Raw genomic sequence first — 23,205 nt, forward strand, 5'->3', positions numbered from 1 at the left:
GGCCGGCAGCTTAATGCCGGTATTGCTGGATTCGCGTGGTGCGGAGCCCGGCAAGGCCGTATTCGTCGATCGATGCCTGCCAGGAGAGAAATTCTTCGGTGGTGAGCTTGTAGCGCTGGCAGGCTTCTTCAAGGCTGAGCAGGCCGCCGCGCACCGCGGCGACCACTTCTGCCTTGCGCCGGATAACCCAGCGCCGCGTGTTCGTCGGCGGCAGATCGGCGATCGTAAGAGGGCTGCCGTCGGGCCCAATAACATACTTGACTCTAGGTCTAACCAGATCGGTCATCGTACTCTCTACTAAAAACTCAAAGACCCAATCCCCGCCACAGTACCGCCACAGCTTTAAAAATTGCCTAAGCGAACCCTAATCACTAGGTAAGGATCGTGAACGCCCGGTTAGGATATCGTTTAGAATTTGAAACACCGGCTCCAGGCCCTGAAATTGCCGGTAATCTCGTCCTGGGTGGCAAGCTGGCGCAGACGTGGCGCTTGACCTATATTCCGGCCATTGGCATTGAGCGCCGCACAGTGAAAGCATCATGAACAGCCTCGATCTCCCTCGCCGCCCAGAAGAAACCCGCGTCGTCGTCGCGATGTCGGGCGGTGTCGATTCGTCTGTGGTCGCAGGCATCCTGAAGCGCGAAGGCTATGACGTCGTGGGGGTGACGCTGCAGCTTTACGATCACGGCGCGGCCACTCATCGCGCCGGTTCATGCTGCGCCGGGCAGGACATTGACGATGCCCGCCGCGTTTCCGAGACGCTCGGCATCCCGCATTACGTGCTCGACTATGAGGAGCGCTTCCGCAAGGCGGTCATCGATCCTTTTGCCGAGAGCTATGTCGCCGGCGAGACGCCTATCCCGTGCGTGTCCTGCAACCAGACGGTGAAGTTCGCCGATCTTCTGGCGACCGCCCAGGATCTCGGCGCCGACGCTTTGGCCACCGGGCACTACATCCGTTCGCGCGCCAATGGCGCGCATCGCGCGCTCTACCGGCCGGTCGATGCCGACCGCGATCAGAGCTATTTCCTGTTCGCCACCACGCAGGCGCAGATCGATTATCTGCGCTTCCCGCTCGGCGGCCTGTCGAAGCCGCAGGTCCGGGCCATCGCCGAGGAAATGGGGCTCACCGTCGCCGCCAAGCAGGACAGCCAGGACATCTGCTTTGTGCCGCAGGGCAAATATTCCGACATCATCGCCAAGCTGAAGCCGGCCGCGGCCAATCCCGGCGACATCGTCCATATCGACGGCCGCGTGCTCGGCCGCCATGAAGGCATCCTGCGCTACACGATCGGCCAGCGCCGCGGCATCGGCATCGCTTCCGGCGAGCCGCTCTACGTCGTCCACCTCGACGCCGACCGCGCGCGCGTCATCGTCGGCCCGCGCGAGGCGCTGGAGACGCACAAGATCTATCTGCGCAACATGAATTGGCTGGGCGACGGGTCGCTGTCGGATGTTCCGGCCGGCGGGATCGAGCTCTTCGCGAAAGTCCGCTCGACCAGGCCGCCGCGTCCGGCCGTGCTGCACCACCGCAACGGCGTGACCTCTGTCGAGCTGGCCGACGGCGAATCGGGCATCGCGCCGGGGCAGGCCTGCGTGCTCTATTCCGACGACGGCAACGAGGCGCGTGTCTTCGGCGGCGGCTTCATCGAGCGCTCCGAGCGCGGCGCGGAAGCCGAGGCGATGCTGTCCAGGCTGGCGGCCAGGCCGGCGCAGATTCCCGCCGAGTAAATTCTCGATCTGATTGCTTTATGCAGACGAGCCGGTGTGGATCACCGTGCCGGCGGTCAGGATGCGCAGCACGCGGATCGCTTCCTCGCCATCGGTGCGGGGCTCGGCGCGCGTCTCGATGCACTGCATGAAATGGGCAAGCTCGCGCGTCAGCGGCATCCCCTCGCCGACGGCCACATAGGCAGGCTCGTTGGCGGTGAAGGCCCACTGGCCACTGTCCTGCCAGACCGCGTGGCGGTAGACGGCAAGCTTGCGCTCCCAGGGTTCGACGTCGTCGAACACCGCCATCGCCTTGGTGCCGACCACCGTCAGCCGCCGCTCGCGATAGGGATTGAGGCGCGAGGCGAAGAGATGGCTGCGCAGGCCGTTCGGGAAACGCATATGCAGATGCGCGAAGTCGCTGAGATTGTCGAGGAGTGCCGCCCCCTCGCCCCTGACCTCGATCGGTTCCGTGCCGGTGATGGCGAGGATCATGGACAAATCGTGCGGCGCAAGGTCCCAAAGCGCGTCGTTTTCGGTATGGAACTTGCCGAGGCCGAGCCGGTGCGAGTGGATGTAGCGCACCTCGCCGAGCTCGCCATTGTCGATCAGCGCCTTCAGCGTCTCGAAAGCGGGATGGAAGCGCAGCACATGGCCGACCATGAAAATCCGGCCATTGTCCTTTGCCGCTTTCACCGCGCGCTCGGCGTCGTTGACCGTCAGCGCGATCGGCTTTTCCACCAGCACGTCCTTGCCGCTTTCGACGGCGCGCACCGCGGTGTCGGCATGGAATTGCGGCGGCAGCGCCATGACGATGGCGTCGATGTCGGTCCGCTCGAACAGTCTGTCCGGCTCGATCGCCAGACAGTCCTGCTCGCTGGCGAAACCTTCGGCGCGGGCGCGGTTGACGTCGGAAACGGCATGCAGCGCGCCAAGCGCCTTGAGGGTGCGGATATGGTTGCTGCCCCAGTATCCGCAACCGAGGACGGCGATGCGCGGCTTCATTCGTTCAAACTCTAGAATTTCTTGGCCGAGACATAGCGACGTGCCCCGCCGAACTCAACCCCGCGACATAAGCTGAGTGCCTGCCCGGCAAAGCTTTTCCGGGATGAGATTATGCCGGCCGGATTATGCCCGCATGTCGGCCTTATCCAAGCTTGACAGGCTCACCCTCGCAACCTTATATCCGCGCGACCTCGGCAAACGCCTCGATACGCCGTCCATCAAGGACGGTTTTCCGGGCCATTTGCCACCCTGGCGGGGTAGCTCAGTTGGTTAGAGCACGGGAATCATAATCCTGGGGTCGGGGGTTCAAGTCCCTCCCCCGCTACCAGTTTCAAATTTTATGTAGTGAAACTCAATAAAATCAATAGGTTAAACTTAGTACGCACGGACTTAAATCGATTTGTCCGCTGGTGTGGACTCATTTGTGGGTATGCTTCCCTCGTCCCGACTCCACATTTTTCGCTCACGCCTTCCGCTTCAGGCGTTACAGAAACGCGATGTCATGAAGGGCGCGGACGAAGCGCACACTTTCAACTAAGCAACCTCGCAGCGGCCCAACGCGCCGTCTGCATGTCACGATAAGCCATTCGCGGCGTCTATGCCTTGGCTGCTTCTGGCGGCGCTGGCGGAATTCCGAGGACGACCCTGGCGATGCGCTCAAGGTCGGCACGCGGCTCCAGAGGAATCTGGTCCCAAAAATCATTTGAGGATACGAGTGTTATCAACGCGCCCATATCCTTGCTCTTATGACCTTCGGGTAGGTAGTTTTCTAGCGCCCCTCTCCTCAGGATAAACATGTTGTCCGCCTCTTTTGCGCCAATGAAGGTATCGAGAATAGCTTGGTCGGCGGCGTCCAAGTTGGGCCGCAAACGCACGCGGTGCGATTTGATGTAGGCCCACAGATCCTGCGCGTCCTTCCAATCCCCCGAGGATAGAGCCTCCTCAATGCGCTCAACGAGGGCCGCGCCATCAAGACTTTTGACGTTGGCAATCACGTCGTCTTTGATTTCATCGGCATTGAGGACGAACAGGTTTTTGACGTCGCCGCTGCCTACCTGCTCGATATAGTCGAGGTCGGCGATTACGACCCATTTGACGTGGCACGCCTCAAGCAATTTCTGATAGGCCGTGAACAGTCCTTTGCCGCCGACGCTTACAACCTCAAGTGATGGTATCCCCTGTATGCCGTTCTGCTTGGCCACGATCTCCAGTACCCTCTCAAAAACGATCCGATCCGAGAGCCCTTCCACAAGGATCACTTTGTCCGTGAAGAAGACGCGTTCGTTGTTCTGAGTGTTGACAACATTGAACAGGTGCTTGGCGTTTGGCAGTGCCGTCGAGTTGAGCCGGACGATATCGCTCTTCTGGTTCTCGGAGAAAACACGGGACACATATTGAATCGACGCCGGGGAGATAAAGGTCGGCGAGTGGGTCGCCAATACGAATTGGTTGCCTGTTGTCTTCGAGAGCTTTTCGAACAGCGCAAATAGCGCGCTCTGCCAGCGTGGATGCAAATGGAGTTCTGGCTCGTCCACGATGATGAGGGCGTTCCTAACGTTCAGGGCATAGATGGCGAAAAGGTAGGTTAGCAATTCTCGCTCGCCCGAAGATGCCGCGCCCACAAGGAAGGACGATCCTTGTTTGGTGAGCCGCACGTCGTATGTGTTGCTCAGGGGATCGACCGTGACCAATTCCCAGCTGTAATTAAGGTCCCCCAAATCGCGGGACAGGGCGATCAAATTCTCGTCCTTGTAGAAGATATCTTTGACCTCGATGTTCGATTGCTCCTGCAAAAGCCGGTACTTTTTTGCCAAGCGGCCAATCGCGAGCGGGATCAGATTTGACCCTGATCTTGACGACACGGCGTCAGACGAACGTTTCTGATCAAAGTCATTGTAACCTGACAGGCCGATAGATGAGTTGAAACCACTTGTTGTGCGGTTCACGGGCAAGTAAACCATAGGCATTCGGAGCGTGCTCATCCCGGCTTCCGCTCTGAAATTATTGTCTGTTTCAAAAACGTGAAGATACCGCAGGAAGTGTTGCGCCCAAGCTTCCGGCGGCGGCACGATCGTGCCATTCTTCCAAGTCGCCACGACGCGCGCGCCAGGCACGATTGCAGCAATATCCCAATCTTCAACTCCCTGCCAAGGATTGCTGATGAAGCGCCGCTTCTGTGCGGCAAGCACCTGGCCCGCCTCGGATTGGATTAACTGCATGTTGTCGATGTCGTCTTGAGTGACCTCAATCTCAAGTTCGACCACCTGATCATGGGCTCCGCCTGCGCTGTTCTTTTCAAAAAAGAGTTGGTTGAGTTGATCGTTGTATTGCTCTTCCCAGCGATCAGGTTCGTCGGCAGTTGGGGCATGACGGTAGTAGGGCGAGTTGAAGATGTATCGCCGGAGCATAATGACAAGTGTGTCCAGCAGGTTTGTCTTGCCGCCGCCGTTCGGGCCAATGAGAATAGAAATCTGCCCATCGAAGGAAATTTCTCTCCGGTCGAAAAAACTGCGAACATTCTCAATTGCTAATCTTCGAATTTGCATACGTGCCCCTCTGCCTGCCCAACCAATAATATCGAACAGGAGTGGGCAATTTCAAAGAGGGGATGAGAATCGTCCCTTGTGAATATTTGGCGTTCAGCTTGCCTGAACCCCTGCCTCGCGGCGAGCAGCGGAGCTGCAAAGGTCATACGGAGGAGCTTCCCACGTAGCCGGAAACTCGTTTGACCGAACCAAGTCTAAGACTTCACGCCCGGCGCTGCCAATACCGGAAATCCAATACATCTTACGTCGTTTGTGGACTCGTTTCTTGCAAAATGCTGACCTCCAATCGTCTAAATAATGATTTGATTGACGATTAACATCCCTCCCCCGCTACCAGCCCTTTCAGGGCATCCAAAAATCTAATGAAGTCACCGGGACACCGAAGCGGCGCGTCCCGACACGTCCCGATGCATCCTTCCGGGCCCAAATCGAGCTTAATTGAATTCGCTTTGGCGGCGGCCTATACGTCGGCCATGGAAACCATAGCAAGCGCCCAGAAAAATATAGTTCCGCTGTCCGGGAGCAAGCCTCATGCGGGATCGGCGGCGCCGTTCCTGCCGATGAGCCGCGCCGAGATGACGGCGCTCGGTTGGAATGAATGCGACATCGTGCTTGTCACGGGCGACGCCTATGTGGATCATCCGAGCTTCGGCATGGCGATCATCGGCCGTCTGCTCGAATCCCAAGGCTTCCGGGTCGGCATCATCTCGCAGCCCGACTGGCAGTCGGCGGAGCCGTTCAAGGCGCTGGGCAGGCCGAGGCTGTTCTTCGGCGTCACCGGGGGCAACCTCGATTCCATGGTCAACCGCTATACCTCGGACCGCAAGCTCCGCCATGACGACGCCTATACGGCGGGTGGTGAGGGCGGCAGGCGGCCGGACCGCTGCACGATCGTCTATACGCAGCGCTGCCGTGAGGCCTACAAGGACGTGCCGGTGGTCCTGGGCGGTATCGAAGCCTCGCTGCGCCGCATCGCCCATTACGACTACTGGTCCGACAAGGTGCGCCGCTCGATCCTGGCCGATGCCAAGGCCGATCTTTTGATCTACGGCAATGCCGAGCGCGCCGTCGTCGAGGTGGCGAACCGGCTTGCGGCCGGCGAAACGCCGCGCCAGCTCGACTCCATCAGGGGCGTCGCCCTGTTCCGCCGCGTGCCCGAGCACTTCACGGAACTCAATGCCGACGATCTCGATTCCGCCGACGAGGGCGCGAGCCGCAAACCTGGCGACATCGTGATCCGGCTGCCATCCTTCGAACAGGTCGAGGACGATCGCGATGCCTATGCCCGCGCCTCGCGCGTGCTGCATCGCGAGGCCAACCCCGGCAATGCCCGCCCGCTCGTCCAGCGCCATGGCGACCGCGACCTGTGGCTCAATCCGCCGCCGATCCCGCTGACCTCCGAAGAGATGGACGCCGTCTACGACCTGCCCTATGCGCGCGCCCCGCACCCATCCTATGGCAATGCCAAAATCCCCGCCTGGGACATGATCAAGTTCTCGGTGACGGTCATGCGCGGCTGCTTCGGCGGCTGCACTTTCTGCTCGATCACCGAGCATGAAGGTCGCATCATCCAGAACCGCTCCGAGGGCTCGATCCTGCGCGAGATCGAGAAGATCCGCGACAAGACTCCGGGCTTCACCGGCGTGATCTCCGATATCGGCGGACCGACCGCCAATATGTACCGTATGGCATGCAAGGACCCGAAGATCGAGGCGGCCTGCCGCCTGCCGTCCTGCGTGTTTCCCGACATCTGCCCCAACCTCAATACCTCGCATGACGACCTGATCCGACTCTACCGAAAGGTCCGCGAGGTCAAGGGCGTCAAGAAGGTGATGGTCGCCTCCGGCGTGCGTTATGACCTGGCCGTCAAGAGCCCCGAATATGTCAAGGAATTGGTGACCCACCACGTCGGCGGCTACCTCAAGATCGCGCCTGAGCACACCGAGCGCGGGCCGCTCGACAAGATGATGAAGCCCGGCATCGGCACCTATGACCGCTTCAAGGAGATGTTCGACGCCGCGGCCAAGGAGGCTGGCAAGAAATACTATCTCATTCCGTATTTCATCGCCGCCCATCCCGGCACGACCGACGAGGACATGATGAACCTAGCGCTCTGGCTAAAGAAGAACCGCTACCGTGCCGACCAGGTGCAGACCTTCCTGCCTTCGCCTATGGCCACGGCGACGGCCATGTACCATACCGGCGTCAACACGCTGAAGGGCGTCCGGCGCGGCGCGACTGACAAGGTCGAGACCGTTCGCGGCGGGCGGCAGCGCCGGTTGCACAAGGCATTCCTGCGCTACCATGACCCCGACAATTGGCCGCTGCTGCGCGATGCCTTGAAGGAGATGGGGCGCGCCGACCTTATCGGTCCCCGCCCCGACCAGCTCGTGCCCGCCCACCAGCCGCCCGGAACCGGCAAGGCTGCCGGCACGAAGCGCCCCTTGCGTCCCATCGGCAGAGGACAGAAATTCACCACCAAGGGCGTTCCGCTGCCAAAGAAGTGAGCCGCCTGCGAGGTCGGGCGGTCTCCTCTATATTGTGCTTTGTCAGCTCGCGCTTGGAGGAGGCGTAGCCTCACGCTGCATGACGGCGGCGAAAAAGCCGTCAGTATCATTGCGGGCGGGCGTCAGCGACAGGTAGTCCGAATGGGCTGAATTCGTCAGCTGCGGCGCGGCCTCGAGCAGCGGCACGGCACGAAAGGCGGGATGCCTCGCCAGGAAAGCGGCCATCTGCTCCTCATTCTCCGCGGGCAGCATGGAGCATGTCGCGTAGACCAGCCGTCCGCCGGGCTTCACCAGACGCGCCGCACTCGCCAGAATCCGGGCTTGCAACGACACGAGATTGTCCAAACCCTGCTCCTCCGGCGCGCGCCAGCGCGCGTCGGGATTGCGTCGCCACGTGCCGGTGCCGCTGCATGGCGCGTCCACCAGCACGCGATCGAAACCGCCCTTGTGGCGTTTGATCCAACGATCCGTCTCGCTGGCCAGAAGCCTGGTCTCGATATTGTGCAATCCTGCCCGCCGGAAGCGCTCGGCACTGCGCTTCAAGCGGCCGTCCATGACGTCGCAGGCGACAACATGGCCCTTGTTGTTCATCTGCGCGGCGATGGCCAGAGTCTTGCCGCCGGCTCCGGCGCAGAAATCGACCACGCGCTCGCCCGGCCGGGCACCGACCAGCATGGCGACAAGCTGCGAGCCCTCGTCCTGAATCTCGACCTCGCCTGTTTTCAGCATCGGCAGGCTCGCCAGCGAGGGGCGTTCATTCACACGAATACCGTACGGAGCCATGGCTGATGCCTCCGCCCGCAAGCCAAGATCCTTCAAGGCGCCAAGCACGGCCTCGCGCGTCGACTTGATCGGATTGACGCGCAGGTCAAGCGGCGCCGACGTCAGAAGCGCGGCCATCTCGTTTCCAAACGCTTCCTTGAAACGGCGCCGCAGGGGATCGGCCGCCCAGGACGGGCATTCAAGCTTGACCTCTTCCGGCATGCCGGGATGGTCGATTGTGCATCCCTGCAATTTGACCAACAGCGCGTGCTCGTGATCCATCAGGCTGGCAGGCGCGAATTTCGCGCCATTGAACAAGCGTTTGATCTGATCGAGCGCCTTGCCTTCCTTCAGCATCAGCCATGCAAGCAGCCGGTTGCGCGGCAGGTCCTCGCGCCCATGCTTGGCCAGCCACCAACCAAGCCGCGCATGGTGCCGCAGAAGCGCATAGAGCAATTCCAAAATCTGACCACGATCCTTGTCGCGGATATAGCGCCGGGCTCGAAACCAGGCCGAGACGACAGCATCCGCGGGACGCGTAACGCGGTCGACTTCATGATAAGTTCGATTGTGGCTTGCAGGCGGGCGGCAGGGGTCACGGAACGGCGATCAGGCTGAAAAACGCCTGTATAGTCGACGGAACTGCTCCTGACCATTGTCGCGCGCCCCCGCTCTCATCCTTTGCGTTCCTGCAGGATGTTGCCGCCGTCCACGACCAGAACGGCGCCGTTGACATAGCTCGCCGCGTCGGATGCCAGGAACAGCACGGCGGCCGCGACTTCCGCGGGGCTCCCGGCACGGCCGAGCGGCGTGTTCCGGGCAGCGACAAGCTCCTCCGGCGTCGAGGCGCCCGTCGCGATCCACCCAGGCGCCACGGCGTTGACCGTGACGCCATCGCGGCCGACCTCCAGGGCGAGCGCGTGCGTCAGCCCGATCATGCCTGCCTTGGCCGCCGAATAGGCGGCCTCGCCTTCATTGGACACGTAAGGTCCCGTCACCGAAGCCATGTTGACGACGCGGCCATGGCCGCGCCGCACCATGCCGGCCAGAAATCCGCGCGTGCTCAAAAAGGCGGTTTTCAGGCTGACGTCGATGCCGCGGTCCCAGTCGCTTTCGCTGAGGTCGAGAAACCGTCGCTGCAACGCCGGCTGGGCAACGGTGCCCATCCCCGCATTGTTGACGAGGATGTCGATTTCGCCGGCCTCGGAGCGTAAATGCTCGACATCCCGCGAGAGTGTCAGGTCGGCCATCAATGCGCTTATATCGAGCCCTTCCGCCCGCAGTTCTTCCGCACGCTGCTCGACGCGTGCGGAGGAAGAGGTGATGATGACCGAAACACCGGCCTCGCCTAGCGCCCGCGCGATCGCCATTCCGATGCCGTCGGCGGCGCCCGCGCCGGTCACCAGCGCCTTGCGGGATTTGCCAAACACGATCATTTCCTCTCCACGGTTGGAATGCCGGCATGCCGGCGCGGCCACTCATACCCGCAATGGAACTAGGGCTCGGTTCAATAACCGGCGCTGACGCCGAAATCGATCGAAAGCGCGGCTCCGGTGATCGGCGCCGCGCCTGGCTGGCAAAGATAGTGGATGAACGAAGCGATCTCCTCCACCCGGATGAACCTTGCTTTGTCGCCCTGCGGATAGTGCCCGAGAAGCCGGCGCTTGTAGCCGTCGGGATCGTCTCCACCATAGGTCTTGGCCTGATATTCGATCATCGGCGTTGCCGTGTCGCCGGGACAGACGGCGTTGACCCTGATGCCTTGCGGGGCGAGTTCCAGGGCGAGAGCCTTGGTCATGAGCACCAGCCCGCCCTTCGAGGCGCAATAGACGGCCGCCCCGTTATTGCCGACGATGCCGGCGTCGGAGGCAATGTTGACGATCACGCCTTGAGCCGCCGACAGGTGCGGGATGGCCGTCGAGATCAGGAAGAAGGCTCCCTTGAGATTGACGTCGAGCACCAGGTCCCACTGCTCCTCTGCGACCTCCCTCGCCGGTCCCTCGAGCCAGACACCGGCGGCGTTGACGAGGATGTCGACCGCGCCGCCCCACTCCCTGGCTTTGCCCACCACGTCGCGGCAGGCGGCGACGGAGCGGATATCGAGCGGCAAACCGATCGCGTCCGCCCCCGTCGCGGCAATCGTCGCAACGGCGGCGTCGAGCTTGGGGCCGGCAAGATCGGCGAGCGCGATCCGCTCGCCGTCGGCGGCGAAACGCAGTCCCGTAGCGAGCCCCATTCCTCCGGCGCCGCCGGCGATCAGGACAGTCCTGCCAGCCATTCGATAAGCTCCACGAGACGCAGTTCGGCAAAGGCAACCACGTCATTAGGCCATGTCGCATGGGCCAGCCAGGCAAAACGATGATCTCAGCGCGCCGTGACGCCTGCAATCATCCCACCTCGAGCGTCGTGATACCGAAAACCGTAGACGGAGCATTGCCGGGCTTGCCGACCTTGTACATGCGTGTCTTCGTGAAGCCCGAAACCATGCCGGCTGCCTGAAGCAGGGCGGTGAATTGAACCTGGCTGGCCGGCACGTCGATATGGGACGGGTTTCCCGAACTTATGCAAGGAGTTAGCAATGAATTCACCGCCTAATCGTTCGTTGTTCCAATGGGCAACTGGACACGACCGGTCAAGATTGGGAATCTTCATTCGTCGTTGCTTGGAATCGCATGGAGTACCGCAGGAAATGCCGCTGAGCGCCGCAGAAATCGTCCGTCATCCGGCAACGCTCCGCAGTGTCCAGGAACAGGCCAAGGCGCTCATCCATATTTATGAAACGAGCCCGCGGCTGGCCGCCGTGTTTGCCACCCAGCAGCGCTGGCTCCTCGGCCATGTCGGCCTTGCCCTGCATTTCCGGCGCGACCCCAATGACCGCCGCACCGAAATGACGATGGCGCGTTTCATCGAGGTCGTGCGCCGCAATTCGGTGGCCAGCCGCAACACCGCCGAGGCTTTCGTCAAGGAGATGCTGCATTACAACATCGCCGAATACACCTCGGCCAGCGGCGACGGCCGCGCACACCCAATGCGGGCCACGGCGGGCACAATCGAGACCTTCACCGGCTGGATCTACGCTCATCTGAGAACACTCGACCACATAGATGGCGGAACCCGGCTGGCAGCCTTCCTCGACCGGCCCGAAATGCTGCCCACCCTGCAGCCGCTGATCGCCGACGGGTTGCTCACCAGCGACGGCGTGCGGGAACCCGGGCCGACCTTCTCGTTATTTATCTGGCTGAACAACGGCGGCATCGTCATGGACTGGCTGATGTCCGGCGTTGATCCGGAGGACGTCCATCTCGACAGGATACCGACCAGCGTCATTTCGGTCAGCGAGTTCGCGCACTGGCTAAAACTCTCACGCACGCATCTGGCGCGCAAACTCCATGATGCCGAGGTGCTCGGCAGCATCGGCTGGGTCGGCCAGCGCGGCCATTCCGTGATGTGGGTTTCGCGGCAGTTCTTCGATGAATACATGGCCGTCCAGGCGTCCAAGCTCGCCGTCGTTGACGCGGCTTTCGCCACCGCCGCGAAGCAAGCGACGGACTAACCGCCTTCGGCTTTCTATCCGGCCTTCAGGATAGCGGAAAAGCGCGGATCGAAGGCACGGCTGATCGGCTCCGCCGCGGCGCCCACTGCGATCGCCCATGGATCGGTGGTGCCGAGCTGCAGCCGTGGCAAGCGCCGGACGGGCCGGTCCGCGATCGACGGCAGCAGCGGATGCATGGCCTGAAGCAGCAGCCGGGCCAGCGCCTCGGGCGCGCTGCTGGTGAGGATGACGGTTTGCGGGTCGAAGATCGTTTCGATCAGATGCACGCTCCAGCGCAGGTCGGACGCGGCTTTCTCGATCCAGCCCATGACCCTCGGATCCTGCGCGAGCGCCAGCGCACCGAGCGTCTCGTAAATCCCCTTCTCGGTGGGGTCGAGGCCGAGATGCTGGTAGAGCGAGGCGAGTGAGGCGCGGTGTTCCAAAGGCGTCGAGCCCGGGCCGCTTGGCGAAAGCAGCGCCATGCCGACCTCGCCCGCATTGCCGTTGCCGCCGCTGTAGAGTTCGCCGTTGAGGATCAGCCCGGCGGCTATGCCGTAACCGAGATAGAGGCAGACCGCGTGATCGACGCCATGCGCTGCGCCGACAATCCGCTCCGCCGTCGCGCAGGCCGCCGCATCGTTCTGCAGGCCGACATCGAGCCCGGTACCGGCTGCAAGCGCCTCCACCAGCGGAAATTGCTGCCAGGCCGGCATCATCCATTTGTTGTCGGAGTTCTTGAGCCCGAACGGCCCCGGCATCGCGACGCCAAGCCCGACCAGCCTTCGTTCGGATTGGGAAAACATCCTGGCCAGCTCGCCTCTGACACGGTCGACCAAGCCAAGGATTATTTCCACGCCCTCTGAAGGCTCGTCGAACGGCAGCCCCGCCTCGGCGCGTGCGATCACCTTGCCGACGAGATCGACCACCACTACCCGTGTCAAATGCCGGTCGATCTGCAGCCCGATGGCGAAAGCCCCCTCGGGGACCAGCCGGTAGGGCGTGAAGGGCTGTCCCCTGCCCTTGCGCACCGCATCCAGCGCCACGACCAGGCCATCCCGCTCGAGATCCTCTATGATGTTGGAAACCGCCTGCTTCGTAAGCTGCGTTGCCCGCGCAAGGTCCGCGCGCGAAAGCGCGCCGTTGAGCCGCAGCGCCTCGATCATGACGCGGCGGTTGTGCGCGCTGGTACCCTCCTGGTTGGTGCCGCTCTTGGCACGGATCGGGCTAATGTCGTGCACCGTCGCTTCCCTCTTGACTCCATTAAAGGATTGATCGACTAATTAAGTCAAGCGAATTGACTTAATAGAATGCGACCCGCACGGTTCCACAAAAAGACAGCAAGGCTTTCGAGCTCCGCTGCACGCCGTGGAGGACGGATCCGGTCATACGCGACGCGAATTCGAGGAAGCGGCATAGTCTTGGCCGCCCCACTCGCAGCTGTCGAAAATGGGAGAAGACAAATGCTGAAATCGATCGGTAAGACACTTCTGGGCGCGGTGTTCGTCGGCGGATTGTTCGTCCCCAACGCCTTCGCCGAAACCACCTTGAACGCGCTCTTCATGGCGCAGGCCGCCTATAGCGAGGCTGACGTGCGCTCCATGACGGAGGCCTTCACTAAGGCCAATCCGGATATCAAGGTCAATCTCGAATTCGTCCCTTATGAAGGCCTGCACGACAAGACCGTGCTCGCCCAAGGGTCCGGCGGCGGCTATGACGTGGTGCTGTTCGACGTCATCTGGCCTGCCGAATACGCGACCAACAAGGTGCTGGTCGACGTATCGTCGAAGATCACGGACGACATGAAAAAGGGCGTGCTGCCCGGCGCCTGGACCACCGTCCAGTATGACGGCAAGTATTACGGCATGCCGTGGATCCTCGACACCAAATATCTGTTCTACAACAAGGAGATCCTCGAAAAGGCCGGCATCAAGGCGCCGCCGAAGACCTGGGAAGAGCTCGGCCAGCAGGCCAAGATCATCCAGGACAAGGGGCTGCTGAAGACGCCGATCGCCTGGAGCTGGTCGCAGGCCGAAGCCGCCATCTGCGACTACACCACGCTGGTCAGCGCCTATGGCGGCGACTTCCTCGAGGACGGCAAGCCCGACTTCCAGAATGGCGGCGGCCTCTCGGCGCTGAAATACATGGTCGACAGCTACAAATCGGGCCTGACCAATCCGAATTCCAAGGAATTCCTTGAGGAAGACGTCCGCAAGGTGTTCGAGAACGGCGATGCCGCTTTCGCGCTGAACTGGACCTACATGTACAACATGGCCAACGATCCGAAGGACTCCAAAGTCGCGGGCAAGGTCGGCGTCGTGCCGGCGCCAGGCGTTGCCGGCACCAGCGAGGTCTCGGCCGTCAACGGCTCGATGGGCCTCGGCATCACGGCGGTGTCGAAGCATCAGGACGAAGCGTGGAAATACATCGAGTTCATGACCTCGCAGGCGACCCAGAACAAGTATGCCAAGCTCTCGCTGCCGATCTGGGCCTCGTCCTATGACGATCCGGCCGTCACCAAGGGCCAGGAAGAGCTGATCGCCGCCGCCAAGCTCGGTCTCGCCGCGATGTATCCGCGCCCGACCACGCCGAAATACCAGCAACTGTCGACGGCGCTGCAGCAGGCGATCCAGGAATCGCTGCTCGGCCAGGCGACGCCGGAAGACGCGCTCAAGACCGCCGCCGAAAACAGCGGCCTCTGATCAGGCGTTCCTCCACGCGGGCGGCCTCATCCACGAGCGCCGCCCGTGCTATTTCCAGAGCAATTCCAGGAAAAGTGTGATCGGTTTTCCGTCCGGAATTGCGTAAAAACAAAGAGATAGAGCGGTTCGCCATTTCCGTGAAACGGTGAGCCGCTCTGACCGGATGACAGGAGAGAGGCGCCTCTGATGTCGGGCACCTGGATGACGACTCGCGCGTGGCTGTTGATGCTGCCGCTTCTGGTGATCATGGTGGCCGTCATCGGCTGGCCGCTGGTCGATACCGTCAGGCTTTCCTTCACCGACGCTCAACTGGTCGGCACGGCGGGCAACTTCGTCGGCTTCGACAATTACGCCAAGATGCTGACGAGCTCGAACTTCACCCGCACGCTCTCGACCACCACCTGGTTCGCCGTCATCTCGGTCGCCGCCGAGATGGTGCTCGGTGTGCTTGCGGCGCTCCTGCTCAATCAGGAATTCCGTGGCCGCGCTGTCTTGCGCGGACTAATGATCCTGCCCTGGGCCCTGCCCACCGTCGTCAACGCAACGCTCTGGCGGCTGATCTACAATCCCGAATATGGCGCGCTGAACGCGGCGCTGACGCAACTCCATCTCATCGATGACTATCGCTCCTGGCTGGGTGAGCCCGGCACAGCGCTCGCGGCGCTGATCGTCGCCGACTGCTGGAAGAATTTTCCGCTCGTTGCGCTGATCGCGCTCGCCGCGCTGCAGGCGGTGCCGCGCGATATCACCGCCGCGGCGCTCGTCGATGGCGCCGGGCCGTTCAACCGCTTCCGCTTCGTCATCCTGCCCTATCTTGCAGGCCCGCTGATGGTGGCGCTGGTGCTGCGCACCATCGAGGCGTTCAAGGTCTTCGACATCATCTGGGTGATGACACGCGGCGGCCCCGCCAACAGCACGCGCTCGCTGTCGATCCTCGTCTACCAGGAAGCCTTCTCTTTCCAGCGCGCCGGCTCCGGGGCCTCGCTGGCGCTGATCGTCACCCTGCTCGTCACCGTGCTGGCCGTCGCTTATGCGACGCTGGTCAAGAAGACCGCCGGGAGTGCGGCCTGATGGAACGCAAGAGCCCGGTCTTCACCGCCTTCGTCTATGTCTGCGCCCTCCTGCTCGCCGCCGTGATCCTGGCGCCGCTCGCCTGGCTCTTCGTCATGAGCATATCGCCGGCAGCCGACCTTGCCGCCAAGCCGCTGCGCTGGTGGCCGCAGGCGGCCGACTTCTCCCGTTACGCGCAGCTTCTGTCGAGGGCCGAGAACAGTGCGGGCGCCGCCTTCACGTCATCGTTGCGCAACAGCTTGGAAGTCGCCGGCATGGCGACGCTCGCCGCTGTTGTCCTTGCCGTGCCGGCCGGCTGGGCCGTTTCGCGCGCGCCTTCGGTCGGCTGGTCGCTGTCGATGGTGATCGCCACCTATATGCTGCCGCCGGTGGCGCTCTCAGTTCCGCTTTACATGAGCCTTTCCTATCTCGGCCTGCTCAACAACGTCTTCGGCCTGGCGTTGATCTATCTGACCATCCTCGCGCCCTTCACCACCTGGCTGATGAAATCGGGTTTCGATTCCATCCCGCACGAGATCGAGGCGGCCGCCATGATCGACGGAGCGGGACTGCTCCAGACCTGGCGCATCATCACCTTGCCGCTGGCCGCGCCCGTGGTGGCGACATCGGCGCTGTTTGCGGTGCTGCTTGCCTGGGACGAGTTCTTCTATGCCCTGCTCTTCACCTCGGACCAGCGGGCAAAGACGCTGACGGTCGCCATCGCCGATCTCGCCGGCGGCCGCGTCTCCGACTACGGACTGATCGCCACTGCCGGCGTGCTCGCGGCCTTGCCGCCTGTGCTGATCGGCCTCTTCATGCAACGCGCGCTGATCTCGGGTCTGACCAGCGGCGGAGTGAAAGGATAATGATGACCGCAAGGAAAGAACGTCCGACAGGCCTTCTCGCCATAGATCGCGAGATGGCGCGCCAGCATCAGGACGCGCTAGCGTCCTTCGAGAATAACACGGATGCCGCCGCCAAGGTCGCCGCCTCGATCAGGAAAACCGGCCGGCTCCTCCTGCTCGGCATGGGCGCCTCGCACGCCGTCGCCCGTGCCGTCGAGCCGCTCTATCGCGCGCATGGGATCGACGCCATCGCGCTGCCGCTGTCGGAACAGCTTGGACAGCCGTTGCCGCTTGAAGGCAGGACGGTGGTCGTCACCTCGCAGTCTGGCGAGAGCGCCGAGGTGCTGCGCTGGTTTGCAGAGACCGGCGATCGCGCCGCAACCTTCGGCCTGACGCTGGAGCAAGGCTCATTCCTCGGCCGCACGGTGCCTTGCCTCGTCGGCGCCGGCGGCACCGAGCTTGCCTTTGCCGCGACCCGCAGCCTGACCGTGACCTTCGCCCTGCACCTCGCCATCCTGGCCGCGCTTGGCGATGACCCCGCCGGCGCGCTCGCCGTGCTCAAGACGTCTCAGGCGGTCGAGATCGATGCCGCGCTCGCGGCGCTGAGCACGGTCACGACCATCGTCACTTCCGGCCGCAAGCTTCAAGGCGTGGCTGAAGCCCTTGCGCTCGGCTTCACCGAACTGTCGCGCCTGCCTTGTTTCTCGCTCGAAGGCGGCCAGCTGCGCCACGGGCCAATGGAGATGCTGGGTTCAAGCATTGGCGTCGTGCTTTTCCGCGGCGACGACCCGACCGCCGACCTCGTCACCGCGATGGCCCTGTCCGTCGTCGAGACCGGGGCGCCGCTGATCGTGTTCGACGCTTCGGGCAGGCCGCCGGTCGCAGGCGCCGCGACACTCGCCTTCAAACCCGCCACGGGCATGGCGGCGGTCTTTGCCATGCTGCCGGTCGCGCAACGCCTGATGATCGCCTTCGCCGATTCCCGCGTCGAGAATGCCGGAACGCCGGTGCGCACCACCAAGATCACCAGGAGCGAGTGATGCGGCCGCTTGCGGTGATCGGCAACGTCAATGTCGATCTGATCGTCGGGCCGGTCGCACCCTGGCCGAAGGCCGGCACGGAGACCGTCGTCGACCACGACGACCTGCGCGTCGGCGGCCAGGCCGGCAACACGGCGCTTGCCTGGCAGGCGCTGGGCATCGATTTCGAGATTGCCGCCAATCTCGGCGACGACCAGTTCGGGCGCTGGCTGAGTGAAGCCTTCGGACGCCGGGCGCAGAAATGGCCGGTTCATCCCGAAGGCACGACATTGTCGGTCGGCATGACCCATCCCGACGGCGAGCGCACCTTCTTCACCACGCGCGGCCACCTGCCCCGCTTCAGCCTGGGCGACGTGCTCTCCGTGCTGGATGGCAATCGGCTTTCCGATGGCTATGCGCTGCTCTGCGGCTCTTTCCTCACCGACGACCTGACGCGCGATTACGACGCTTTTTTCGACTGGGCCGAGACGCACCGCATCGCCGTCGCGCTCGACACAGGCTGGCCGATCGATGGCTGGACGGAAGCGAACTGCGCCGCTGCGCGCGGCTGGCTGTCGCGCTGCGAACTGGCGCTCTTCAACGAGGTCGAGACGACCACACTGGCCGGCCTGGCAAGCCCGGGGGAAGCGGCGCGCAAGATCCGTGACGGCATGAGGGACGGCGCGACGGTCGTCGTCAAGCGCGGGCCCGACGGCGCGATCGCCATCGGCGCCGACGGCGAGCTCATCGAAGCGGCCGCGCCCCGCGTCACCGTCATCGACACGATCGGCGCCGGCGATGTCTTCAACGCCGCGTTCCTGGCTGCGCTGGCGCAGGGGCGATCGCTGGAAAAGTGCCTGTCCGCCGCCATTCAAGTGGCCTCGCGCGCCATCTCAACCCTGCCCCGCGACTATGGCGGGCCGATCCAATTCGAGGATGCCGCCCATGAGCGCGCTTGAAATCCGCGATGTCCGCAAGAACTACGGCAGCGTCGAGACGCTGAAAGGCATCGACATCGCGCTCGAGAACGGCGAGTTCCTGGTGCTGCTCGGCTCTTCGGGCTGCGGCAAGTCCACCTTGCTCAACATCATCGCCGGTCTCGCCGAAGCAACCAGCGGCGACGTGCTGATCGGTGGTCGGTCGGTGCTTGGCGTGCATCCGAAGAACCGCGACATCGCCATGGTCTTCCAGTCCTACGCGCTCTATCCGAACCTGACCGTCGGCCGCAACATCGGCTTCGGCCTGGAGATGCGGAAGGTTCCCGCCGCCGAGCGCGACAAGGCGGTGCGCGAGGCGGCGAAGCTTTTGCAGATCGAGAACCTGCTCGACCGCAAGCCCGGCCAGCTCTCCGGCGGTCAGCGCCAGCGCGTCGCCATCGGCCGGGCGCTGGTGCGCAAGCCGCAGGTCTTCCTGTTCGACGAGCCGCTCTCCAATCTCGACGCCAAGCTGCGTCTGGAAATGCGCACCGAATTGAAGCGCCTGCACGAGATGCTGCGCACCACGGTCGTCTACGTCACCCATGACCAGATCGAGGCGATGACGCTGGCGACCCGCATCGCCGTCATGCGCGACGGCCGCATCGAACAGCTGGGCACCCCGGAGGAGATCTACAACCAGCCCGCGACGCTCTATGTCGCGGGCTTCGTCGGCGCGCCTTCGATGAACATGCTGGAAGCGGTTGTCGAGGACGGCAAGCTCGCGATCGTCGGCACGGATGCGCGGCTGGCGCTGCCGGCATGCTACGCGGGCATGGTCCGCGACGGCGCTTCGGTTGTCGCCGGGATCAGGCCCGAGGCGCTCCGCCTTGGTCTGGGCGGCGGCGCCGAATTGTCGCTGCCGGTCGAGATCGATGTCGTTGAACTGACGGGACCGGAACAGGTTACCACAGCCCGGGTCGGCGCGCAGAAATTGACGGCAACCTTGCCGCCGCAGGCCCGCGTCGCCAAGGGCCAGCCATGCGCTTTTGTCTTCGATGCGGCGGCGTTGCGCCTGTTCGATCCGGCTACCGGCAAGGCTTTCTGAGCAATCGCCCGGCCACCCTTATGGCCTGATCGATGGTCGAGCGGGTCAGCTCGCGGATGAGGCTGACCCGTCGCTTCGTCCTCAATCGATGTCGAACGACACGCCCTGCGCCAACGGCAACGCTTTCGAATAGTTCACCGTGTTGGTTGCGCGGCGCATATAGGCCTTCCAGGCGTCGGAGCCGCTCTCGCGGCCGCCGCCGGTCTCCTTCTCGCCGCCGAACGCCCCGCCGATCTCGGCACCCGAGGTGCCGATATTGACGTTGGCGATACCGCAGTCCGAACCGTCGACGCCGAGGAAGCGTTCCGATTCCTGCAGGTCGCGCGTGAAGATCGAGGACGACAGGCCGGCGCCGACCGCATTGTGCTGCTCGAGCGCCTCGTCGAAATCGGTGTATCTCATCACATAGAGGATCGGCGCGAAGGTCTCTTCCGTCACGGGCGAGACCTGCTCCGGCATCTCGACCAGCGCCGGATGCACGTAGTAGGCGTCCGGATGGCCGTTTTCGACGCGCGTGCCGCCGGTCACCTTGCCGCCATGCGCTTGCGCTTCCTGCAGCGCCTTCTGCATGTTGTCGAAGGCCGCCTTGTCGATCAGCGGGCCGACCAGCGCCTTGCCTTCCAGCGGATTGCCGACCGAAACCGTCTCATAAGCCTTCTTCAAGCGCGGCAAGAGCGCGTCATAGACGCTGTCATGCACGAACAGGCGCCTGAGCGTCGTGCAGCGCTGGCCGGCGGTGCCCATGGCGCCGAAGGCGATGGCTCTCAGCGCCATGTCGAGATCGGCGGTCGGACAGACGATACCGGCATTGTTGCCGCCGAGCTCCAGCACCGCGCGGGCAAAGCGCTTGGCAAGCCTGGGACCGACCTCGCGGCCCATGCGCGTCGAGCCGGTGGCCGAGACCAGCGGCACCTTCGGATGGTCGACCATCACCTCGCCGGCGGCGCGGTCGCCGATCAGCACCTGGAGCAGCCCTGCCGGCGCGTCCGCGCCGAAACGCCTTGCGGCGCGGTTGAAGATCGCCTCGCAGGCAAGCGCGGTCAGCGGCGTCTTTTCCGAGGGTTTCCACACCACCGCATCGCCGCAGACGAAGGCAAGGGCCGCGTTCCATGACCATACCGCGACCGGGAAATTGAAGGCCGAGATGACGCCCACGACGCCGAGCGGATGCCAGGTCTCCATCATGCGGTGTCCGGGACGTTCGGTGGCGATGGTGAGGCCATACAATTGCCGCGACAGACCGACGGCGAAATCGCAGATGTCGATCATCTCCTGGACTTCGCCCAGCCCCTCGGACGGGATCTTGCCGACCTCGATCGACACCAGCCGGCCGAGCTCGTCCTTATGCAAGCGCAGTTCCTCGCCCAGCAGCCGTACCAGCTCGCCCCGCTTCGGCCCCGGCACCAGCCGCCAGCTCTGGAAGGCCTTGTGCGCCGCATCGATGGCCTTGCCGGCGTCGGCCGCCGAGATAGACTTCAGCGCCGCGATCTGTTCGCCCGTCACCGGGCTGCGCACGATGAGGTCGCCTCCGACAAGCGCATCTCTGGCGACGCCCAGTTTCTCGAGAAGCGAGGCCGTTTCCTTGGCTAATGTCATTTTTTTATCCCTTTCAGATTCCCGCCCCTCACGAGGCGGTGAAACCATGCGCCATGCCTTGTCCGTGCCATCAGACACGTCCAGGCGCCTTTTCATGGCGTGGCATTACTCGTTTCGGGGAAAAACCGCCACCCCGGCATGGTCCAAGGCCGGATCGCAAAATTGGGCCAGGCGGTGAAGCCGGATCAACGGGCCTTCTGGATCGAGGACTTCTCTGCGCTTTCCTTGATCAGCCGGTCGATATGCATACGGATATGCGCCGCCTCGGCCGCGGTGTTGGCCAAAGCGATGGCGCGGTCGAAGGCGACACGTGCCTCCTCGTTGCGGCCAAGCTGCATGAGCAGCCCGCCCCTCAAGCCGAAGAAGTGGAAATAGCCCGACAGCCGCTCTTCCAGCGGCTCGATCATGGCAAGCGCGGCTTCCGGGCCGCGTACCTTGCTGACCGCGACGGCGCGATTGAGCGTCACCACCGGCGAAGGCTGCATCTGCTCCAGCAGACCGTAGAGCAGGTCGATCTCGGTCCAGTCGGTATCTTCCGCCGTCGCCGCCCGCGCATGCAGCGCCGCGATCGCCGCCTGCACCTGGTAGGGACCGGGCTTGCGATGGCGCAGCGCCTTGTCGACCAGCGCCAAGCCCTCGTCGATCATCTTGCGGCTCCAGAGCGAGCGGTCCTGGTCCTCGAGCAGCACGACCTCGCCATTCTCGTCGAAGCGCGCCGGCGCGCGCGCATGCTGGAGAAGCAGCAGCGCCGTCAGCCCCATGATTTCTGGTTCCTGCTGGAACAGCCTGAGCAGCAGCCGGGCGAGCCGGATCGCCTCCTCGCACAGCGGCGCGCGGGCCGGCGCCTCCCCGCCATTGCTCGAATAGCCCTCGTTGAAGATCAGATAGACCATCGCGGTGACTGCGGCGAGCCGCTCCGAGCGCTCGACCGCGCCCGGCGTTTCGAACGGCACGCCGGCATCGGCAATGCGCGCCTTGGCGCGGGTGATGCGCTGTTCCATGGCGCTCTCGCCGACCAGGAAGGCGCGCGCGATCTGCTTGACGGTGAGGCCGGAGACGATGCGCAGCGCCACCGCGATCTGCTGCGTTGCCGGCAGATCCGGATGGCAGCAGATGAACAGAAGCCGCAGGATGTCGTCGCGGTAATGCGCGCCGTCCAGCCGCTCGGCCATGTCGCTCTCGGCGTCCTCCAGATCGGACACCTGGTCTTCCTCCGGCATCGGCGCCTGCTTGGCGCGCTTGCGCACCGCGTCGATGCCGCTGTTGCGGCCGACGAAGATCAGCCAGGCGGCCGGATCGCGCGGCGGCCCGTTCTTCGGCCAGTTCTTGAGCGCCCTCAGGCACGCGTCCTGGAAAGCCTCTTCCGCGGCGTCGAGGTCCCGGAAGTAGCGCAGCAGCGCGCCCATCGCCTGCGGACGGGCGTTGCTGATTGCGGTGCTTATCCAGGCGAGCTCTGTCATACCGCGACCTTTGTCGGATTAAAGACCGAAACCGGCCGGATCTCGTAGGAGCCGCCGCTCGGATTGACCTCGGAGAGCTCGCGCGCGAATTCGACGGCTTCGTCGAGATCGTTGCATTCGAGCGTGTAGAAGCCGAGGAATTGTTCCTTGGTCTCGGCGAACGGACCGTCGAGCACGATCGACTCTCCCTTGACCTTTCGCAGTGTCGTGGCCGCCGTCGTCGGCAAAAGCCGCGCCACCGGCCCCAGCCGGCCGGCCTTGGCATATTTGTCCTGCACGTTGAGGAGCTTTGCCATGACCTCGTCGTCCTGTTCCTTGCTCCAGGAGCAGACGACGTCTTCGGAGGCGTAGCAGAGGATGGCGTAGAGCATGGTGCGTCCTTTCCGTATCAAAGGACGCGACACTAGGACCCTTCCCGACACGAGGTCGATAAAAAAATTAATCGAGGGATCA

Annotated in this window: 20 protein-coding genes and 1 tRNA gene; 10 read left to right on the forward strand and 11 right to left on the reverse strand. The window is 63.4% G+C overall.

What is annotated here, in order from left to right; translation table 11 throughout:
• Positions 1-10: 10 nt before the first annotated feature.
• On the reverse strand, positions 11-286 hold the full coding sequence (locus LB565_RS11555) for a DUF1153 domain-containing protein (protein ID WP_006203587.1): 276 nt from the start codon (positions 284-286) through the stop codon (positions 11-13).
• A 253-nt stretch (positions 287-539) separates the two neighbouring features.
• Between LB565_RS11555 and mnmA the strand changes: the two genes are divergently transcribed.
• Positions 540-1,730 carry a tRNA 2-thiouridine(34) synthase MnmA gene (gene mnmA / locus LB565_RS11560; RefSeq protein WP_224583960.1) on the forward strand — a complete coding sequence of 397 codons (1,191 nt, stop codon included), beginning with the start codon at positions 540-542 and terminating at the stop codon, positions 1,728-1,730.
• 18 nt (positions 1,731-1,748) lie between these two features.
• Here mnmA and LB565_RS11565 read toward each other — a convergent pair whose 3' ends face one another.
• Complete coding sequence (locus tag LB565_RS11565) at positions 1,749-2,714, reverse strand: Gfo/Idh/MocA family protein (protein WP_224583962.1); 966 nt, start codon at positions 2,712-2,714, stop codon at positions 1,749-1,751.
• Positions 2,715-2,965: 251 nt separating this feature from the next.
• Here LB565_RS11565 and LB565_RS11570 point away from each other — a divergent pair.
• Positions 2,966-3,042, forward strand: a tRNA-Met gene (locus LB565_RS11570).
• A 268-nt stretch (positions 3,043-3,310) separates the two neighbouring features.
• On the opposite strand, the gene LB565_RS11575 is transcribed toward LB565_RS11570, so the two are convergent.
• Positions 3,311-5,260: an AAA family ATPase gene (locus LB565_RS11575; RefSeq protein ID WP_224583963.1), complete on the reverse strand. Its 1,950-nt coding sequence runs from the start codon at positions 5,258-5,260 to the stop codon at positions 3,311-3,313.
• Positions 5,261-5,733: 473 nt separating this feature from the next.
• On the opposite strand from LB565_RS11575, the gene LB565_RS11580 reads away from it, so the two are divergent.
• Positions 5,734-7,767 carry a YgiQ family radical SAM protein gene (locus LB565_RS11580; RefSeq protein WP_224583965.1) on the forward strand — a complete coding sequence of 678 codons (2,034 nt, stop codon included), beginning with the start codon at positions 5,734-5,736 and terminating at the stop codon, positions 7,765-7,767.
• A 42-nt stretch (positions 7,768-7,809) separates the two neighbouring features.
• On the opposite strand, the gene LB565_RS11585 is transcribed toward LB565_RS11580, so the two are convergent.
• The 4 genes from LB565_RS11585 to LB565_RS30035 all read right to left on the reverse strand — a co-directional run bounded on the left by LB565_RS11585 (position 7,810) and on the right by LB565_RS30035 (position 11,117).
• Positions 7,810-8,991, reverse strand: coding sequence for an RsmB/NOP family class I SAM-dependent RNA methyltransferase (locus LB565_RS11585; RefSeq protein WP_224583967.1), 1,182 nt, complete (start codon positions 8,989-8,991; stop codon positions 7,810-7,812).
• A gap of 212 nt (positions 8,992-9,203) precedes the next feature.
• Positions 9,204-9,959, reverse strand: a complete 756-nt coding sequence (locus LB565_RS11590; protein WP_224583968.1) for an SDR family NAD(P)-dependent oxidoreductase — start codon at positions 9,957-9,959, stop codon at positions 9,204-9,206.
• 77 nt (positions 9,960-10,036) lie between these two features.
• The gene (locus LB565_RS11595; RefSeq protein ID WP_224583971.1) at positions 10,037-10,807 is read right to left on the reverse strand and encodes an SDR family NAD(P)-dependent oxidoreductase; all 771 of its coding nucleotides are present in this window, start codon (positions 10,805-10,807) and stop codon (positions 10,037-10,039) included.
• 109 nt (positions 10,808-10,916) lie between these two features.
• Entirely contained in the window at positions 10,917-11,117 is a 201-nt protein-coding gene (locus tag LB565_RS30035) for a hypothetical protein (protein ID WP_411970638.1), read from the reverse strand.
• Between the two features lie 101 nt (positions 11,118-11,218).
• On the opposite strand from LB565_RS30035, the gene LB565_RS11600 reads away from it, so the two are divergent.
• Positions 11,219-12,082 (forward strand): hypothetical protein, encoded by an 864-nt coding sequence (locus LB565_RS11600; protein ID WP_224583973.1) that lies wholly within the window; start codon positions 11,219-11,221, stop codon positions 12,080-12,082.
• Positions 12,083-12,096: 14 nt separating this feature from the next.
• Here the strand turns inward: LB565_RS11600 and LB565_RS11605 are convergent, their stop codons facing one another.
• Positions 12,097-13,299: an ROK family transcriptional regulator gene (locus LB565_RS11605; RefSeq protein ID WP_224583975.1), complete on the reverse strand. Its 1,203-nt coding sequence runs from the start codon at positions 13,297-13,299 to the stop codon at positions 12,097-12,099.
• Positions 13,300-13,521: 222 nt separating this feature from the next.
• On the opposite strand from LB565_RS11605, the gene LB565_RS11610 reads away from it, so the two are divergent.
• From LB565_RS11610 to LB565_RS11635, 6 genes are all read left to right on the forward strand, one after another.
• A complete protein-coding gene (locus tag LB565_RS11610) occupies positions 13,522-14,760 on the forward strand; it encodes an extracellular solute-binding protein (RefSeq protein WP_224583978.1) in 1,239 nt (412 codons plus the stop codon).
• Between the two features lie 186 nt (positions 14,761-14,946).
• Positions 14,947-15,831 carry a carbohydrate ABC transporter permease gene (locus LB565_RS11615; protein ID WP_224583981.1) on the forward strand — a complete coding sequence of 295 codons (885 nt, stop codon included), beginning with the start codon at positions 14,947-14,949 and terminating at the stop codon, positions 15,829-15,831.
• Positions 15,831-16,676: a carbohydrate ABC transporter permease gene (locus LB565_RS11620; RefSeq protein ID WP_224583983.1), complete on the forward strand. Its 846-nt coding sequence runs from the start codon at positions 15,831-15,833 to the stop codon at positions 16,674-16,676. Before LB565_RS11615 ends, LB565_RS11620 begins: the two co-directional genes overlap by 1 nt.
• Positions 16,677-16,678: 2 nt before the next feature.
• Positions 16,679-17,695: an SIS domain-containing protein gene (locus tag LB565_RS11625; RefSeq protein WP_224583985.1), complete on the forward strand. Its 1,017-nt coding sequence runs from the start codon at positions 16,679-16,681 to the stop codon at positions 17,693-17,695.
• Complete coding sequence (locus LB565_RS11630) at positions 17,695-18,633, forward strand: PfkB family carbohydrate kinase (protein ID WP_224583987.1); 939 nt, start codon at positions 17,695-17,697, stop codon at positions 18,631-18,633. Before LB565_RS11625 ends, LB565_RS11630 begins: the two co-directional genes overlap by 1 nt.
• Positions 18,620-19,696, forward strand: coding sequence for an ABC transporter ATP-binding protein (locus LB565_RS11635; RefSeq protein WP_224583989.1), 1,077 nt, complete (start codon positions 18,620-18,622; stop codon positions 19,694-19,696). Before LB565_RS11630 ends, LB565_RS11635 begins: the two co-directional genes overlap by 14 nt.
• Positions 19,697-19,777: 81 nt before the next feature.
• Here LB565_RS11635 and LB565_RS11640 read toward each other — a convergent pair whose 3' ends face one another.
• From LB565_RS11640 to LB565_RS11650, 3 genes are all read right to left on the reverse strand, one after another.
• Entirely contained in the window at positions 19,778-21,292 is a 1,515-nt protein-coding gene (locus tag LB565_RS11640) for an aldehyde dehydrogenase family protein (RefSeq protein WP_224583991.1), read from the reverse strand.
• Positions 21,293-21,477: 185 nt separating this feature from the next.
• A complete protein-coding gene (locus tag LB565_RS11645) occupies positions 21,478-22,752 on the reverse strand; it encodes an RNA polymerase sigma factor (RefSeq protein ID WP_224583993.1) in 1,275 nt (424 codons plus the stop codon).
• A complete protein-coding gene (locus LB565_RS11650; RefSeq protein WP_095766415.1) occupies positions 22,749-23,123 on the reverse strand; it encodes a YciI family protein in 375 nt (124 codons plus the stop codon). The genes LB565_RS11645 and LB565_RS11650 overlap by 4 nt, the downstream gene beginning before the upstream one ends.
• Between the last annotated feature and the right edge of the window lie 82 nt (positions 23,124-23,205).

This window comes from Mesorhizobium sp. CA14, from assembly GCF_020165195.1.
Classification (GTDB): Bacteria; Pseudomonadota; Alphaproteobacteria; order Rhizobiales; family Rhizobiaceae; genus Mesorhizobium.